Origin of the sequence: Burkholderia sp. LA-2-3-30-S1-D2, from assembly GCF_001523915.2 — a bacterium.
Classification (GTDB): Bacteria; Pseudomonadota; Gammaproteobacteria; order Burkholderiales; family Burkholderiaceae; genus Burkholderia; species Burkholderia diffusa.
In genome coordinates this window covers 81194-98397 of sequence record NZ_CP013384.1, presented here as the reverse complement: position 1 = coordinate 98397, position 17204 = coordinate 81194, and the positions used below count along the sequence as shown (strand labels likewise).

General features: G+C 64.9%; 13 protein-coding genes. All 13 read right to left on the bottom strand.

The features are described 5' to 3' along the window. Positions 1-11: 11 nt before the first annotated feature. A complete protein-coding gene (locus WS66_RS13035) occupies positions 12-791 on the bottom strand; it encodes a ParA family protein (RefSeq protein WP_059602087.1) in 780 nt (259 codons plus the stop codon). 51 nt (positions 792-842) lie between these two features. Then, complete coding sequence (gene rsmG / locus WS66_RS13030) at positions 843-1529, bottom strand: 16S rRNA (guanine(527)-N(7))-methyltransferase RsmG (protein WP_059602089.1); 687 nt, start codon at positions 1527-1529, stop codon at positions 843-845. Then, positions 1526-3496 carry a tRNA uridine-5-carboxymethylaminomethyl(34) synthesis enzyme MnmG gene (mnmG, locus tag WS66_RS13025; protein ID WP_059602092.1) on the bottom strand — a complete coding sequence of 657 codons (1971 nt, stop codon included), beginning with the start codon at positions 3494-3496 and terminating at the stop codon, positions 1526-1528. Before mnmG ends, rsmG begins: the two co-directional genes overlap by 4 nt. A 519-nt stretch (positions 3497-4015) precedes the next feature. Then, complete coding sequence (locus WS66_RS13020) at positions 4016-4771, bottom strand: ABC transporter ATP-binding protein (protein WP_059602253.1); 756 nt, start codon at positions 4769-4771, stop codon at positions 4016-4018. Beyond that, positions 4771-6555, bottom strand: coding sequence for a branched-chain amino acid ABC transporter ATP-binding protein/permease (locus WS66_RS13015; RefSeq protein WP_059602095.1), 1785 nt, complete (start codon positions 6553-6555; stop codon positions 4771-4773). The genes WS66_RS13020 and WS66_RS13015 overlap by 1 nt, the downstream gene beginning before the upstream one ends. Positions 6556-6559: 4 nt before the next feature. After that, positions 6560-7615 carry a branched-chain amino acid ABC transporter permease gene (locus WS66_RS13010; RefSeq protein WP_059602097.1) on the bottom strand — a complete coding sequence of 352 codons (1056 nt, stop codon included), beginning with the start codon at positions 7613-7615 and terminating at the stop codon, positions 6560-6562. 201 nt (positions 7616-7816) lie between these two features. After that, positions 7817-8974: an ABC transporter substrate-binding protein gene (locus WS66_RS13005; protein WP_059602101.1), complete on the bottom strand. Its 1158-nt coding sequence runs from the start codon at positions 8972-8974 to the stop codon at positions 7817-7819. A gap of 1122 nt (positions 8975-10096) precedes the next feature. After that, complete coding sequence (locus tag WS66_RS13000) at positions 10097-11071, bottom strand: branched-chain amino acid ABC transporter permease (protein ID WP_059602256.1); 975 nt, start codon at positions 11069-11071, stop codon at positions 10097-10099. Beyond that, complete coding sequence (locus WS66_RS12995) at positions 11071-11955, bottom strand: branched-chain amino acid ABC transporter permease (protein ID WP_059602103.1); 885 nt, start codon at positions 11953-11955, stop codon at positions 11071-11073. Before WS66_RS12995 ends, WS66_RS13000 begins: the two co-directional genes overlap by 1 nt. 114 nt (positions 11956-12069) lie before the next feature. After that, a complete protein-coding gene (locus tag WS66_RS12990) occupies positions 12070-13269 on the bottom strand; it encodes an ABC transporter substrate-binding protein (protein ID WP_059602106.1) in 1200 nt (399 codons plus the stop codon). 76 nt (positions 13270-13345) lie between these two features. Beyond that, the gene (locus WS66_RS12985) at positions 13346-14101 is read right to left on the bottom strand and encodes an ABC transporter ATP-binding protein (protein WP_059602109.1); all 756 of its coding nucleotides are present in this window, start codon (positions 14099-14101) and stop codon (positions 13346-13348) included. After that, a complete protein-coding gene (locus WS66_RS12980; protein ID WP_059602111.1) occupies positions 14098-14877 on the bottom strand; it encodes an ABC transporter ATP-binding protein in 780 nt (259 codons plus the stop codon). Before WS66_RS12980 ends, WS66_RS12985 begins: the two co-directional genes overlap by 4 nt. A gap of 486 nt (positions 14878-15363) precedes the next feature. Next, positions 15364-17049: a GMC family oxidoreductase gene (locus tag WS66_RS12975; protein ID WP_059602259.1), complete on the bottom strand. Its 1686-nt coding sequence runs from the start codon at positions 17047-17049 to the stop codon at positions 15364-15366. Positions 17050-17204: the final 155 nt, after the last annotated feature.

Sequence of the window (17204 nt, the reverse complement as noted above, 5' to 3'; positions counted from 1 at the left end):
TCATGTCCGGATCACGACACCTCGAACGCGCGCACGCGATCGATCATCTCGGCACCAAACTGGATATACGCCTGCGCACCGCGCGAGTTGCGGTCGAATACGACGCCCGGCAACCCGTAACTTGGCGCTTCCGCCAAGCGCACGTTGCGCGGAATCACCGCGTCGAACACCTTGTCGCCGAAGTGCGCTTTCAATTGATCGGAGACTTGCTGCTGCAGCGTGATGCGCGGATCGAACATCACGCGCAGCAAGCCGATGATCTTCAGGTCGCGGTTCATGTTCGCGTGAACCTGCTTGATCGTATTGACGAGATCCGACAGCCCCTCCAGCGCGAAGTATTCGCACTGCATCGGGATCACGACGCCATGCGCCGCGCACAGCCCGTTCAGCGTCAGCAGCGACAGCGTCGGCGGGCAATCGATCAACACGAAGTCGTAGTCGTCGGCCACGCGTTCGAGCGCGCCCTTCAACCGTCGCTCGCGGTTATCGATGCTGATCAGCTCGATCTCGGCACCGGACAGTTCACGGTTGGCCGGCAGCACGTCGTACGTGACGCCTTCCGGACGCACGCGCGCTTCCGTCACCGATACGCCGTCGACCAGCACTTCGTACACGGTCGACTCGCAGGCGGCCTTGTCGATCCCACTACCCATCGTCGCGTTGCCCTGCGGGTCGAGATCGATCAGCAGGACTCGTTGCTCCTGCGCTGCAAGGCTTGCGGCGAGATTGACCGATGTCGTCGTCTTGCCGACGCCCCCCTTCTGGTTCGCAACGCAGAAGATCTTTGCCATCGTTGGTGTGTTCCCTTTACCTTCAAACAAACGGCGCGCTACCGCGCGCCTTCAATTCGCCTCGTCGACGGTGACCTCGATCAGATGCCGTTCGGCATCGAGCATCGGTACCGCCAGCCGCATCGTCTGCTTTACATGACTGCCCTCCGGCAACCGTGCAATTTCGTCGTCCGGATGGACACCCTTCATTGCCCAGATCGATCCACCGGGCGCGACGAGATGTCGAGCAAGTTTAACGAAGTCGGATAGATCCGCGAAAGCGCGGGATACGATCATGTCGAATTTTTCCGGCACTTCGATACCCGGCTGCAGCGATTCGACACGCCCGGTGACGACAGACAGGTTCGCGAGCTTCAGCTCGGCGCGCATCTGCGTCTGGAATGCAGACTTCTTCTGCACGATATCGTTCAGCGTGACCTGCCAGTCCGGCTGGACGATCGCCAGCACGATACCGGGCAACCCGCCGCCCGAACCCACGTCGAGCACGCGCGCCGATGCATGGTCGCGCAGATGCGGAACGATGGAAAGCGAATCGAGAATGTGCTGGATCAGCATCTGCTTCGGGTCGCGAATCGCGGTCAGGTTGTAGACCGCGTTCCACTTGCCGAGCAGCGCGACATAGTCGAGCAGCTGGTTCCGTTGTGCATCCGTCAATGCGATGCCGAGCTCGGCCGTGCCGTCGACGAGCATCTGTTCAAGTACGTCCCGATTAACCGCCGGCGCGCGACGCGCCGTCATTGTTGCGTCGGGACGGTGCCGCCCCCCTGTTCCGTCACCTCTGCGGCGGTGCCGTTACGACGGCCAAGGCCTCGGCGTTTCAGGTGCACCATCAGCAGCGAGATCGCTGCCGGCGTGACGCCCGAGATTCTCGATGCCTGGCCGATCGTTTCCGGGCGGAACTCGTTCAGCTTCTGGCTCACCTCGAACGACAGGCCGCGCACCTCGCGGTAGTCGATACCGTCCGGCAGGCGTGTGTTCTCGTTCGCATCGTTGCGCTCGATCTCACTGGCCTGCCGCTCGATATAGCCCTGATATTTGATGCCGATCTCGACCTGTTCCTTGATCTGCTCAAGCAGCACCGGATCGTCGGCCAGCGGCTCTGCAGGCGCACATTCACCGCCCTTCAGGCCGCACACACCGTCGTAGCTGATACCGGGGCGGCGCAGCAGTTCGGCGAGGCTGTACTCGTGATCGATCGCCTTGCCGAGCAACGCGGTCGCCTCTTCTGGCGGCAGCGTCTTCGGCGTGACCCACGTCGATTTCAGTCGTTCGGTTTCACGTGAAACAGCGTCGCGCTTCCGGCTGAATGCGTCCCAGCGCACGTCGTCGACGAGGCCCAATTCGCGGCCGATCTCGGTCAGGCGCATGTCCGCATTGTCTTCACGCAGGCTCAGACGGTACTCGGCACGGCTCGTAAACATCCGGTACGGCTCGGCCACGCCACGTGTGACGAGGTCGTCGACCAGCACGCCAAGATAGGCCTGGTCGCGACGCGGGCACCAAGCGTCCTTTTCTTGCACGTAGCGGCCCGCATTCAGACCGGCCAGCAACCCTTGTGCGGCCGCTTCTTCGTAGCCGGTCGTGCCGTTGATCTGGCCCGCAAAGAACAGCCCGTTGATCGCCTTCGTCTCGAGCGATGCCTTCAGCGCGCGCGGGTCGAAGTAGTCGTATTCGATCGCGTAGCCGGGGCGCAGGATGTGCGCGTTCTCGAGGCCGCGCATCGAGTGCACGAGCTCGAGCTGCACGTCGAACGGCAGGCTCGTCGAAATCCCGTTCGGATAGAACTCGTTGGTCGTCAGCCCTTCCGGCTCGAGGAAGATCTGGTGCGATTCCTTCGATGCGAATCGGTGGATCTTGTCCTCGATTGACGGGCAGTAACGCGGGCCGACACCTTCGATCACGCCTGTATACATAGGCGAACGGTCGAGGCCGCCGCGAATGATGTCGTGCGTACGCTCGTTCGTGTGCGTAACCCAGCAAGGCAGCTGCTGCGGATGCTGCTCCGCACGGCCCAGGAACGAGAATACGGGGATCGGATCGAGGTCGCCCGGCTGCTCGTCCAGCTTCGAAAAGTCGATCGAGCGGCCATCGATACGCGGCGGTGTACCGGTCTTGAGGCGTCCCTGCGGCAGCTTCAACTCCTTCAGGCGCGCCGACAGCGACACGGCCGCCGGATCGCCCGCGCGACCGCCCGTGTAGTTGTTCAGGCCGACGTGAATCTTGCCGTCGAGGAACGTACCAGCCGTCAGCACGACCGCACGTGCGCGGAAGCGGATGCCGATCTGCGTGACGGCGCCGACCACGTGATCGCCTTCGACCATCAGGTCGTCGACAGCCTGCTGGAACAGCCACAGGTTCGGCTGGTTCTCGAGCCGATGGCGGATCGCTGCCTTGTACAGGATGCGGTCGGCCTGCGCACGCGTCGCGCGCACGGCCGGGCCCTTCGACGAATTGAGGATCCGGAACTGAATACCGCTCTCGTCCGTCGCGGCGGCCATCGCGCCGCCGAGCGCATCGACTTCCTTGACCAGATGGCCCTTGCCAATGCCGCCGATCGACGGATTGCAGCTCATCTGGCCAAGCGTTTCGATGTTATGGGTCAGCAGCAGTGTTTTCGCACCCATACGGGCCGATGCCAATGCGGCTTCCGTGCCGGCGTGCCCGCCACCGACGACGATGACGTCAAATTCTGTGGGAAAAAGCATGGTGGATTCCGGGCGCAGAACTGCGCACGAACCTATCTGAGAAATGTATGGGCCGAATTATAGCGGGTTCGCTTTTCACCCGAAGACCGTCCGAATGGTAGGGCCGGTTCATTTGCCCACTTTTTTTGCCCGATCGGCTGAGCTGTGCCGTGCGGCCTGCTTCGGCGGCGCTGCTGCAGCCTCAGCGCACATCGTCATACTGTGCAAAATCGCGCACCCGGCAGTGGTTTGCGACCTCCGCCATCGCTGTGCCATCACAGCATTTCGGATCGACCTGCCCGAGCTTATCCCCTGTGCCGCTTGGCTCATGTCGATGGAACGCTGTCACGCGTGCAGCGCTCACTGCCCTGTGCAACCCGGCGCGATGAGGCCCCCCGCTCTCGTCACAGGGTTTCTGCTTGTTGCTCCGGCACTTATCCCCACGCCCGATTCGCCGACGCATCTCCCCACTCCCAGAAAACAAAAGCGGCGTGTTTCACGTGAAACACGCCGCGCGTTTCCCGCCGACCGCCCCACCCATCAAGCCGTTTTTTTCACCAGCCCCAGGTATGTTTCGATCACGCGCGGATTCTGCGCCAACTCCGCCGCCGGCCCTTCCAGCGCAAACTCCCCAGTCTCCAGTACATAGCCGTAGTCAGAAATCTGCAGCGCAGCCCGAGCGTTCTGCTCGATCAGAAGCGTCGCGACGCCTGTGCCGCGTAACGCGCTGATGATATGAAAAATCTCCTTCACGATCAGCGGCGCCAGCCCGAGGCTCGGCTCGTCGAGCATCAGCAGATCGGGCTTGCCCATCAGCGCACGGCCCACCGCGAGCATCTGTCGCTCACCACCCGATAGCGTGCCGGCTGCCTGCTTGCGCCGCTCCTTGAGCCGCGGAAACAGCGCAAACACATGATCGAGCTGGTCGAGGAAGTTCGACTCGCCTGCGAGCTTGCGGCGATACGCGCCCAGCACGAGGTTATCCTCGACCGTCATCGTGCTGAACAGCTCGCGCTTTTCCGGCACAAGGCACATTCCCCGCGCGACACGCTGTTCGACCGGCAGCGCGCCCACGTCCTTGCCACGGTACACAACTGCCCCTGTCGCATGTCCGGTCACCGGCAACGCGCCCATGATTGCGTTCAGCAGCGTCGACTTGCCTGCCCCGTTCGGGCCGATCACGCTGACGATCTGTCCTGCGCCGACCTTGATCGCCGCTCCGTGTAACGCCTCTACCTTCCCGTATCGCACCGCCAGGCCGCGCACGTCGAGAATCGGCATCGTCGTCTCCGCCATCATTCCACCCCGCCCAGATACGCTTCGAGCACCGCCGGATCCTGCTGCACGTCCTGCGGCAGTCCTTCCGCGATCCGCGTGCCGAATTCCATCACCACCAGCCGGTCGGTGAGGTTCATCACGAAATCCATGTCATGTTCCACGAGCAACACGCTCATTCCTTCCGCCTTCAGGCGCCGCAGCAGGTGGGCGAGTTGCTGCTTCTCCTGGTAGCGCAGCCCGGCGGCCGGCTCGTCGAGCAGCAGCAGCGTCGGATCGCAACAAAGCGCGCGCGCGATTTCGAGAATCCGCTGCTGGCCGAGCGCGAGGCTGCCGGCTTCGTCGTACATGTGCCTCTCCAGCCCAACGCGGCGGATCTGTCGTGCCGCCTCGGCCAGTAGCTGCGCTTCCTCGTGCGCATTGAACCGCGCGATGCTGCGCCACACGCCCGTATGGCCGCGCAGGTGCGCGCCGATCGCGACATTCTCGAGCACCGTCATCGTCGGCAGCAGCTTCACGTGCTGGAACGTACGACCGATCCCCCGCCGGACAATCTGGCGCGACGTGAGCCCGTCGATCCGCTCGCCGCGGAACGTGATCGTGCCGCCGGTCGGCTGCAGCACGCCGGTTACGAGGTTGAACGTGGTCGACTTGCCGGCGCCGTTCGGGCCGATCAGGCCGATGATCTGTCCCGCCTTCACCTCGAAGCTGACGTCGTTGACGGCCACCAGGCCACCGAACTGCTTGCGCGCGTTGTCGACGACGAGCAGCGGCTCGCCCGCCACCGGCTTCGCGCGCTGCGGCAGCGGATCGGCATGGTCGGGCACGTGCGCGCGCGGCCCGCGCGGAAACAGCTTCGCGACGAACGGCCACACGCCTTGGCGTGCGTACTGCAGCAGCAGCACCATCAGCACGCCGAACACGATGATCTCGAAGTTGCCCTCCGAGCCGAGCAGCTTCGGCAACAGCGTCTGCAGGTAGTCCTGAAGCACGGTGAGGATCGCGGCACCGAGCACCGCGCCCCACACGTGCGACACGCCGCCGACCACGGCCATGAACAGGAATTCGATCCCGTGGTTCAGGCCGAACGGGGTCGGGTTCACCGCGCGCTGCAAGTGCGCGTACAGGAAGCCCGAAACCGCAGCGAGCACGGCCGCGTAGATGAAGATCACGACGCGCATCCACGCGGTGTTCACGCCCATCGCCTCTGCCATCACGCCGCCGCCACGCAATGCGCGGATCGCACGGCCTGGCCGGCTGTTGAGCAGGTTCTGCACCGACACGATCGCGGCCAGCACGACGGCCCAGATCAGGAAGTACAGGCTTCGGCCGCTTCCGAGCTCGATGCCGAACAGGTTCAGTGCCGGAATCCCGTTGATCCCGTCGTACTTGCCGAGCAGTTCGAGGTTTCCGAAAAGATAGAACAGCGCGAGACCCCACGCGATCGTGCCGAGCGGCAGGAAGTGCCCGGACAGGCGCATCGTGACCGCACCGAGCACGAGCGCGACGAGCGCCGTCAGCACGACGCCGACGATCAGCGCGAGCCACGGCGACACGCCGTAGCGCGTCGTCAGGAATGCGGTCGCATACGCGCCGATGCCGACGAATGCGGCCTGACCGAAGCTCGTCATGCCGCCAACGCCCGTCAGCAGCACGAGGCCGATCGCGACGATCGCGTAGAGGCCGATGTAGTTCAGCAGCGTGATCCAGTATTCGGGCACCTGCAGCGCGCCGGGCAGCACCGGCAGCGCGAACAGCACCACGAGAAACACCCAGAAAGTCTTGTTGCGTACCATCGTCTTCATCGCGTCACTCCTCTTCCTCTTCCGTGTGCGGCGTCGAGAAACTGCGCCACAGCAGCACCGGGATGATCAGCGTGAACACGATCACTTCCTTGTACGCGCTCGCCCAGAACGACGAATACGATTCGAGCACGCCGACCAGCAGCGAGCCGGCGGCCGCGAGCGGATAGCTGACCAGCCCGCCGATGATCGCGCCGACGAAACCCTTCAGGCCGATCAGGAAGCCGGAGTCGTAATAGATCGTCGTCAGCGGACCGACGAGGATGCCGGACAGCACACCGAGCCCGGCCGCCAGCGTGAACGCGAGCCGCCCTGCTTCGGTCGTGCCGATGCCGACGAGCCGCGCGCCGAGCCGGTTCACGGACGTCGCACGCAGCGCCTTGCCGGCGATCGTGCGGCCGAAGTACACGTAGAGCGCGCCGATCAGCACCAGCGCGGTCGCGACCACGAGGATGCTCTGTACCGACACCGTCATGCTGCCGACCGACAGCGACGCATCCGCGAAGCCATTGGTGCGCGAGCCTTCCGCCCCGAACATCACAAGCCCGAGGCCGACCATCGCGAAATGGACGGCGACGGACACGATCAGCAACAGCAGTGTCGTGCCTTCGGCGATCGGCTGATAGACGAGCCGGTAGACGAACGGCCCCATCGGCACGACGATCGCGAGCGTCAGCGCGATTTGTGCAAGCATCGGCATCGGCTGCGCGGCAAAGCCGCGCGTAATCGCGAACACCGCGAGCGGCAGCAGCACGTAGCGGCTGCCGAGCGTCGCGAGCGTGCGGCCGAGCTGATGACGGCGTTCGCGATGGCGGATCAGGCCGCCGACTTCCAGCAGGAAGCACGCGATGCCCATCACGAACAGCAGCCAGCAGGTGGCGGGAAATTTCTGCGCCTGCAGCGCTGCAAGCGTGAGCGCACCGTAGGCGACGAATTCGCCCTGGGGAATGAAGATCACCCGCGTGACGGAAAACACCAGCACGAGCGCCAATGACAGCAATGCATAAATGGCGCCGGTCGTGATGCCGTCTTGCGCGAGGATCGCCGCAATCGAGAGATCCATACGTTTCGGGTATCGAAAATGCTGCGGAGAAACGAAAGACGGGAATGGCCGCGGCGCACGAACGGCAAAATCGGCGCGTCGGGCGCCACGCGGCGGGTCCCGGTGATTCCATGCGGCACGGGAGCGGCCAGTCAGGCCCGCTCCGCTGCCGACGGCGCGCACGGCGCCGTTCGCGCCGCGCCCGCCGGTTTCACGTGGTGCTTACTCGGCCTGCAGCTTCCACTTGCCGTCGACGATCTGCACCATCACGCGCGCACGCGTGTCGAAGCCGTTGTGATCGGTCGGCGTCGTGTTGATCACGCCGTGCGACACGGGCAGGTCCTTCACGCTCTCGAGCGATGCGCGCAGCGCCTCGCGGAACGCCTCGGTGCCCGGCTGGCCCTTCTTCAGCGCTTCCGGGATCACACGCTGCAGCAACAGCCCCGCATCCCATGCGTGGCCGCCGAATGTCGACAGCGACCCCGCGCCGTACGCCTTCTCGTACGCGGCCTTGTAGCCGAGCGCCGGCTTCTTCACCGGGTTCGAATCGGGCAGCTGGTCGGTCACGAGCACCGGGCCGGCCGGGAGGATCTCGCCCTCGCAATCCTTGCCGCACACGCGCAGGAAGTCGTTGTTCGCGACGCCGTGCGTCTGATACACCTTGCCCTTGTAGCCACGCTCCTTCAGCGTCTTGGCGGGCAGCGCGGCCGGCGTGCCGGACCCGGCGATCAGCACCGCATCGGGATTCGAGCCCATCAGCTTCAGCACCTGCCCCATCACCGACGCGTCGGTGCGGTTGTAACGCTCGTTCGACACGACCTTCAGCCCGTTCTTCGCGGCAGCCGCATTGAACGTGTTGTACCAGCTGTCGCCGTACGCATCGGCGAAGCCGATGAAGCCGACCGTCTTCACGCCGTGCTTCGCCATGTAGCCCGCGATCGCATCCGCCATCAGCTGGTCGTTCTGCGGCACCTTGAACATCCATGCGCGCTTCGCGTCCATCGGCGAGATGATCTGCGCGCTCGCCGCGAGCGAGATCGTCGGCGTCTTGCCCTGCGATATCGGATCGAGCATCGCGAGCGAATTCGGCGTGACGGACGAACCGATGATCGCGTCGACATGATCCTCGTCGATCAGCTTGCGCACGTTCTGCACCGCGCGGCTCGTGTCGGACGCATCGTCGAGCACGATGTACTGGACGCTCTTGCCCGCGATTTCCTTCGGCAGCAGCGCGATCGTGTTCTTTTCCGGAATCCCGAGCGACGCGGCCGGCCCGGTGGCCGACAGCGTTACACCGATCTTCACCTGCGCCGACGCCGTGGCCGCCGCGCACACGAGGCCCGCGGCAAGCAGAACCTCCATCCATCGATTCATCTTCATTTACGTTGTCTCCAAACGCTGCTCGAAAAATCCGCGGGTCGCTCGGGCGGCTCCCGGTCCTCAAACAAGTTAATAATTTAACTATCTCGCCGTACCGCGCCTACACTCGTTTTCCCGTGAAACGCCTGCACCGCCATCAAGCCCCGGTGATACCGCGCGCGCACGCGCCGCGGCGCGTTCCGAAACGGTCGTGCGACCGCCACGATGCGCGGCAGTAATGTCGTCTGGATGAACCAACCGGAGAAATGCGGCGTTGCGCGAGACACGATCGATGCGGACGCAACGATCATCGGAAGGTCGGCCGGCCGGGCCGGGTTCGGCTCCACAAGCGGGCGATGCAGGATCGAAAAATCGGCCGTTCATGCGAACGCGAACGACACATCGGATGCGAACGCAACGACCGCGGAGACCGTCGTGCCGGCAAATCGCACCGGAACGCGCATACCGGCCGCAGGACGGCTCGTGAACGCCGGGGCATAGCCGTGCACCGCCGACCCCGAACGAGCGGCGCCAGCCGCCCCTTGCACCCCGATCCATCGTCCCGCGCTTCTCATCCAACCGCACTCCCTCTTCTGCATTTTGCTTGTAGGAGAACTGCCGACCGTTTTCCCGACCGCACGGTCGGCGAAAGCTGAGTGTAACGGACGCTTTGTGCGCACGCCAACCGGGTAAGCCCGGACGGCAATGCACGCGGCTGCGCGCCAGCGGCGATCGACCGGCAGCAAGGAAGGACGAAAACGGGGGAAAACGGGACGAGGCGCGAGCGCGGTCGGCCAGAATGTGGCGGCACGCCTTTGCACCAGCAACGGAAATTCGCGCACCAAATGAAAAAGCGCTGTTGGATTCCGTCCAACAGCGCTTTGGGGTCCGGGCACTTTGTGCCTCGATTGTCTCCTCGTTCTCCACCTGCAAATTCGTTTCGCGGTGCATCAGAACTGAAACGAAGATTAAAGGACCTTTCACCCAGCGACAACTTAGCATTTACCCCTATGGTGCATCGCCGCACGAAAATGGGGCACCAGCCTTGCCGCGCGGCACCGGCGCGACGCCGCCGAAACGCCCTTCCCGGCTGCGCCGGATGGTGCTTCGCATCAACGCGCCGCAACGGCCGCTGCGATGCAATCAGGACGGCCTGAGCGTCTTCACCCGCGCGACCATCTCGCCGACGATCCCGCGCCGGAACGCAAGCACGCATGCGATGAAGATCAGCCCCGTGACGATCGTCGCCGATTCGCCGAGCGAGTGGAACCAGCCGATGCCGGTCGCCGACGCGAGCCATTCGCCGATGTCGCCGAGCCGGTCCTCCAGCGCGACGATCAGCGCCGCGCCGAGCAACGGGCCGAACAGCGTGCCCATCCCGCCGACGAGCGTCATCAGCACGACGAGGCCCGACATCGTCCAGTACGCGTCGGACAGCGTCTCGAAACCGAGCACCAGCACCTTCAGCGAACCGGCCAGCCCCGCGAGCCCGGCCGACAGGATGAACGCGAGCAGCTTGAAGCGATCGGTGTCGTAGCCGAGCGAGATCGCGCGCGCCTCGTTCTCCTTGATCGCGACGAGCACCTGGCCGAACGGCGAGTGCACGATCCGCACGATGAATGCGCACGCCACGACGATCACCGCGAGTACGACGTAGTAGAGCGCGACGTCGTTCGACAGGTCGACGACCCCGAACAGGTGCCCGCGCGGCACGCCCTGCAGGCCGTCCTCGCCGTGCGTGAACGGCGCCTGCAGGTAGATGAAGTAGACCATCTGCGCGAACGCGAGCGTGATCATCGCGAAGTAGATGCCCTGCCGGCGGATCGCGAACAGGCCAACGACGAGCCCGAGCAGCGTCGCGGCAACGGTACCGACCAGCACGCCGAGCTCCGGCGTGAAGCCGAGCGTCTGGATCGCATAGCCGGTCACATAGCCGGCGGTCGCGAGGAACATCGCATGACCGAACGACAGCAGCCCCGTATAGCCGATCAGCAGGTTGAACGCGGCCGCGAACAGCGCGAACGTGAGCACCTTCATCACGAACACCGGATACGCGCCGATGAACGGCGCGGCGAGCAGTGCCGCGAGCAGCACGCCGTAGAGCACTTTTCTCTGCATCATTTTTCCTTGCCGAACAGGCCCGCCGGGCGGAACAGCAGCACGATCGCCATGATCACGAACACGACCGTGGCCGATGCTTCCGGATAGAACACGCGCGTGAAGCCCTCGATCACGCCGAGCAGCAGGCCGGTGATGATCGAGCCGAGGATCGAGCCCATCCCGCCGATCACGACCACCGCGAACACGGTGATGATCATCGGCTGGCCCATCAGCGGCGACACCTGGATCACCGGCGCCGCGAGCACGCCCGCGAACGCCGCGAGCGCGACGCCGAAGCCATAGGTGAGCGTGATCATCATCGGCACGTTCACGCCGAACGCCTCGACGAGTTTCGGGTTCTCGGTGCCGGCGCGCAGATAGGCGCCCAGGCGCGTCTTCTCGATCACGAACCAGGTCGCGAGACACACCGCGAGCGACGCGACGACCACCCACGCGCGGTAGTTCGGCAGGAACATGAAGCCGAGATTGGTCGCGCCGGACAGCTGCGACGGCACGTCGTACGGCTGGCCGGACGATCCGTAGATCGACCGGAACACGCCTTCGACGACCAGCGTGAGCCCGAACGTGAGCAGCAGCCCGTACAGGTGATCGAGCTTGTACAGCCAGCGCAGCATCGAACGCTCGATCAGGATCCCGAACGCACCGACGATCAGCGGCGCGAGCACGAGCATCGCCCAGTACGGCAACGCGAAGTACGACAGCCCCATCCACGCGAGCATCGCGCCCAGCATGAACAGCGCGCCGTGCGCGAAGTTGATCACGTTGAGCAGCCCGAAGATCACCGCGAGCCCGAGGCTCAGGATCGCGTAGAACGAGCCGTTGACGAGCCCGAGCAGCAACTGGCTCAGCATCGCCGGCAACGGAATGCCAAAGATTTCCATCGACTTAGCCGTCAGAATGAGTTTCGTTGCGCGCGCAACGTTCAAGCCGTCGCGCGCACGGGCGGCGCAGCGGGCACATCGCTGCGGCCGCCACCACGCGCCGCTATGTCGCGCTTACTTCCACATCGCGCAGCGCGATTCCTGCTTGGTGCCGAATGCCTGGTCGCCCGGAATCGTGGCGAGCACCTTGTAGTAGTCCCACGGCTCCTTCGATTCCGACGGCTTCTTCACTTCCATCAGATACATGTCGTGAATCATGCTGCCGTCCTGGCGAATGAAGCCCTTCGCGTAGAAGTCGTTGATCTTCATCTTCTTCAGCTCGGCCATCACCTTGTCGGAGTCGGTCGTGCCGGCAGCCTGCACGGCCTTCAGGTACGTCGTCACCGACGAATAGTCGGCCGCCTGCAGGCTCGACGGCATCTTCTTCATCTTGCCGAAGTAGCGCTGCGCCCACTGGCGCGATGCCGCGTCGCGGTTCCAGTACCAGCTGTCGGTCAGCACGAGGCCCTGCGTCGTCTCCAGGCCGAGGCTGTGCACGTCGTTGATGAACATCAGCAGCGCGGCGATCTTCATCGTCTTCGTGATGCCGAATTCCTTCGCGGCCTTGATCGAGTTGATCGTGTCGCCGCCCGCGTTCGCGAGGCCGAGGATCTGCGCCTTCGACGACTGCGCCTGCAGCAGGAACGACGAGAAGTCCGACGCCGACAGCGGGTGGCGCACCGTGCCGAGCACATGGCCGCCATTCGCCTTCACGACATCCGACGTGTTCTTCTCGAGCGCCTTGCCGAACGCGTAGTCGGCGGTCAGGAAGAACCAGCTCTTGCCGCCCTGCTTCACCACCGCCGAGCCGGTGCCCTTCGCGAGCGCCATCGTGTCGTACGCGTAGTGGACCGTGTACGGCGTGCACTGCTCGTTGGTCAGCGTGTCGGCGCCCGCGCCGATGTTGATGTAGACCTTCTTCTTCTCGGCCGCGACCTGGTTCATCGCGAGCGCGGTGGCGGAGTTCGTGCCGCCGACCAGCAGGTCGAGCCCGCCGCGGTCCATCCATTCGCGCGCCTTCGACGCGGCGATGTCGGCCTTGTTCTGGTGATCGGCATAGACGACCTCGATCGGCTTGCCGAGCACCTTGCCGCCGAAGTCGGCAACCGCCATGCGGATCGCCTCGAGGCCGCCCTGCCCGTCGATATCGGCGTAAAGCCCCGACATGTCGGTGATGAAGCCGATCTTCACGGTATCCGCGGCCTGCGCGGCGCCGGTGGTGAACGCGGCAGTCGCGAGTGCGAGACAGGCGTGTGCGAGGGTCTTCACTTTCATTGACGTCTCCTGTTGTTCTGATGCGTTGTGGTTGTTCGAACCCGCCACGGCTAGCGGCGAGAGAGACGGGGCGGCGTCACACCCCGAGCAGGTCGTGCAGGGTGGGCATCTTGCTTTCCAGTTCGGCCGCGCGGAAATGCTCGACGATGCTGCCGTGCTCCATCACGTAGAACCGGTCGGCAAGCGGTGCCGCGAAGCGGAAATTCTGTTCGACCATCACGATCGTGTAGCCGCGCGCCTTCAGCGCGACGATCATCCGCGCCAGCGCCTGCACGATCACCGGCGCGAGGCCTTCGGAAATCTCGTCGAGCAGCAGCAGGTTCGCGCCGGTGCGCAGGATCCGCGCAACCGCGAGCATCTGCTGCTCGCCGCCGGACAGCCGTGTGCCCTGGCTCTGCCGGCGCGACGCGAGGTTCGGGAACATCGCGTAGATCTCGTCGATCGACATCGCGTGGTCGCGCGGCCCGATCGGCGGCGGCAGCATCAGGTTCTCCTCGCACGACAGGCTCGAGAAGATCCCGCGCTCCTCCGGGCAGTAGCCGATGCCGAAATGCGCGATGCGGTGCGTCGCGAGGCCGATCGTCTCGTTGCCCGCGACCTTGATCGACCCGCTGCGGCGGCCCGTGAGGCCCATGATCGCGCGCAGCGTCGTCGTGCGGCCCGCGCCGTTGCGGCCGAGCAGCGTGACGACTTCGCCGCGATGCACCGTCAGGTCGACGCCGTGCAATATGTGGGATTCCCCGTACCAGGCCTCCAGGCCCGTGATCTCCAGCGCGGGCGTACCGCTCTCGACGCCGCTCAATTCGCGTTCCTCCCGTTCGCTGTGCTTCATGCGTGCGCCCCCGCGAGCGCCGCATCGGCGCTGCCCATGTAGGCTTCGATCACGAGCGGATTCTTCGACACTTCCGCATACGAGCCTTCGGCCAGCACCTCGCCGCGTTGCAGGACGGTGATCGTGTCGGAGATGCCCGCGATCACGTTCATGTTGTGCTCGACCATCAGGATCGTGCGGCCGCTCGCGACCTTCTTGATCAGCGCGGTCACGCGATCGACGTCCTCGTGGCCCATCCCCTGCGTGGGCTCGTCGAGCAGCATCAGTTCGGGTTCCATCGCGAGCGTGGTCGCGATCTCGAGCGCGCGCTTGCGGCCGTATGCGAGCTCGACGGTCGGCACCTGCGCGAAATCGGTGAGGCCGACCTGCGTGAGGAGGTCCATCGCGCGGTCGTCGAGCCGCTTCAGCGTGCGTTCGCTGCGCCAGAAATGGAATTCGGTGCCGAGCGCGCGCTGCAGGCCGATACGCACGTTCTGCAGCGCGGTCAGGTGCGGGAACACGGCCGAGATCTGGAACGAGCGGATGACGCCGCGCCGTGCAACCTGCGCGGGCCGCTCGTCGGTGATGTCGATGCCGTTGAAGACGATCTGGCCGGCCGTCGGTGTCAGGAACTTGGTGAGCAGGTTGAAGCAGGTGGTCTTGCCCGCGCCGTTCGGTCCGATCAACGCATGGATCGCACCACGCCGCACACGCAGGTTGACACCGTTCACGGCGGTGAAGCCCCTGAATTCCTTCGTCAGTCCGCGTGTTTCGAGAATCGTGTCGCCGAGAATCATGTTCCCTTCCGTACGAAGTCAGGCGAAGCACCGGGAAGATTCGCGAGAAGCGTCCGCGAACAGGTCCGCGGATCAGCGGGCTGCCCCCCGGGCGCCGAATTACGCCTCGAGGGTGGTCTCCCGCGCCGACGCGTATGCACACTGCGCAACATTGTCGCCCCGTTGGTGCAGTGCAATCATCGGGATTTGCACTTATAGGGCTGGCCGCCATATGACACGCGGCTGAGCGCGAATTTCGACGCGTTTTTTTTGACGCGCGCATCATCGAAGGTCGCTCGATTGCACGACGCGTGCCTGCGCGAACGCGGGCACGTTACGCCGCGCGTCATGTCGTCGCGCAACGAGAAGGCCGCGAGCAATGCACGACTTGCGGTGCAATCGCCGTGCGTGTCGTCGCTCCGTTGCGATCCGCACGCCGGCTTGTTTCGCATAGCGAATCAGCGGGCACCCGCATGACGGCCCGCTGTCGTGCCTGTCAGCGTGGCGTCATGCAGCCGTCATCGTCGCTTCCGTTCGCACCTGCGTCGCGTCGTGCGCAGCACGTCGATCGGCGCGGATCATGTCGCTCGCGCGCTCGGCGATCATCAGCGTCGGCGAATTCGTGTTGCCCGACGTGATGAACGGCATCACCGATGCATCGACGATCCGCAGCCCGACGATGCCGCGCACGCGCAGCCGGCTGTCGACGACGGCACGCTCGTCATCCGTGCGCCCCATCCGGCACGTACCGACGGGATGGAAGATCGTCGTGCCGACCGCACCCGCCGCTTCGATCAGTTCGGCTTCGGTCTGGTACCGCCTGCCCGGCAGGATCTCTTCCGGATGGTAGCGCGCGAGCGCCGGCGCGGACGCGATGCGCCGCGTGAGGCGCAGCGCATTCGCCGCGACATGACGATCGTAGTCGGTCGACAGATAGTTCGGTGCGATCGACGGTGCCGCGCCCGCATCGGGGCTCGCGATGTGCACGCTGCCGCGCGAGCTCGGCCGCAGATGGCAGACGGACGCCGTAAAGGCGTTGAAGCCGTGCAGCGGCTCGCCGAAACGCTCCAGCGACAGCGGTTGCACGTGGTATTCGAGATCGGGGCGCGTGAGCGCGGGATCGTCCGGATCAGACTTCGCGAACGCGCCGAGCTGCGACGGCGCCATCGACATCGGCCCGCGCTGCAGCAGTGCATATTCGGCGCCGATCATCAGCTTGCCCCACCAGTGCGCGGACAGCGTGTTCAGCGTGCGCACGCCTTCGACGCGAAATGCCATCCGCAACTGCAGGTGATCCTGCAGGTTCTCGCCGACACCCGGCAGATCCTGCACGACGTCGATGCCGAGCGCCTGCAGCCGCGCGCCCGCACCGACGCCCGACAATTCGAGCATCTGCGGCGAATTCACCGCGCCGGAGGTGAGCAGCACTTCGGCGCGAGCACGCGCGACGTAGTCGGTGCCGCCGCCGCGATATTCGACGCCGACCGCGCGCCGCCCGTCGAAGATCACGCGCTGCGCATGCGCGCCGGTGATCACCGTCAGGTTCGGACGCGTCATCGCCGGCCGCAGGAACGCCTTCGACGTATTCCAGCGCACACCGCGCTTCTGGTTCACCTCGAAATAGCCGACCCCGGCATTGTCGCCGCGGTTGAAATCGTCGGTCGCCGGGATGCCCGTCTGCTGCGCGGCCTGTGCGAACGATTCGAGGATCTCCCAGCGCAGCCGCTGCTTCTCGACACGCCAGTAGCCGCCTGCGCCGTGCGCATCGCTCGCGCCCGCGTGGTGATCCTCGCTGCGCTTGAAGATCGGCAGCACGCTGTCCCACGACCAGCCGGCATCGCCGGTTTCCTGCGCCCAGCTGTCGTAATCCTCGCGCTGGCCGCGCATGTAGATCATCCCGTTGATCGACGAGCAGCCGCCGAGCACGCGGCCGCGCGGATACGACAGCGCGCGGCCGTTGAGCGCCGCCTCGGGCTGCGTCTTGTACAGCCAGTCGGTGCGCGGATTGCCGATGCAATATAAATAGCCGACCGGGATGTGGATCCAGTGATAGTCGTCCTTGCCGCCGGCTTCGAGCAGCAGCACGCGGATCTCGGGATCCTCGGTCAGGCGGTTCGCGAGCACGCAGCCCGCGGTGCCCGCGCCGACGATCACGTAATCGAATTCGCCCTCGAGCGTGCGTTGAGTACTCACGAGTGTCTCCATCAATTGTTGTGCACCGCGCGTGCGATTCCGCGCGTCGTTTTCAGCATAGTGCGGCGCGGGCGATGCGGTCGATGAAGCGTACTCCGGCCGCCCGCCGCCCATCCAATGAGTTATGCTGAACCGCGTTATAAGCTGCGCTCATA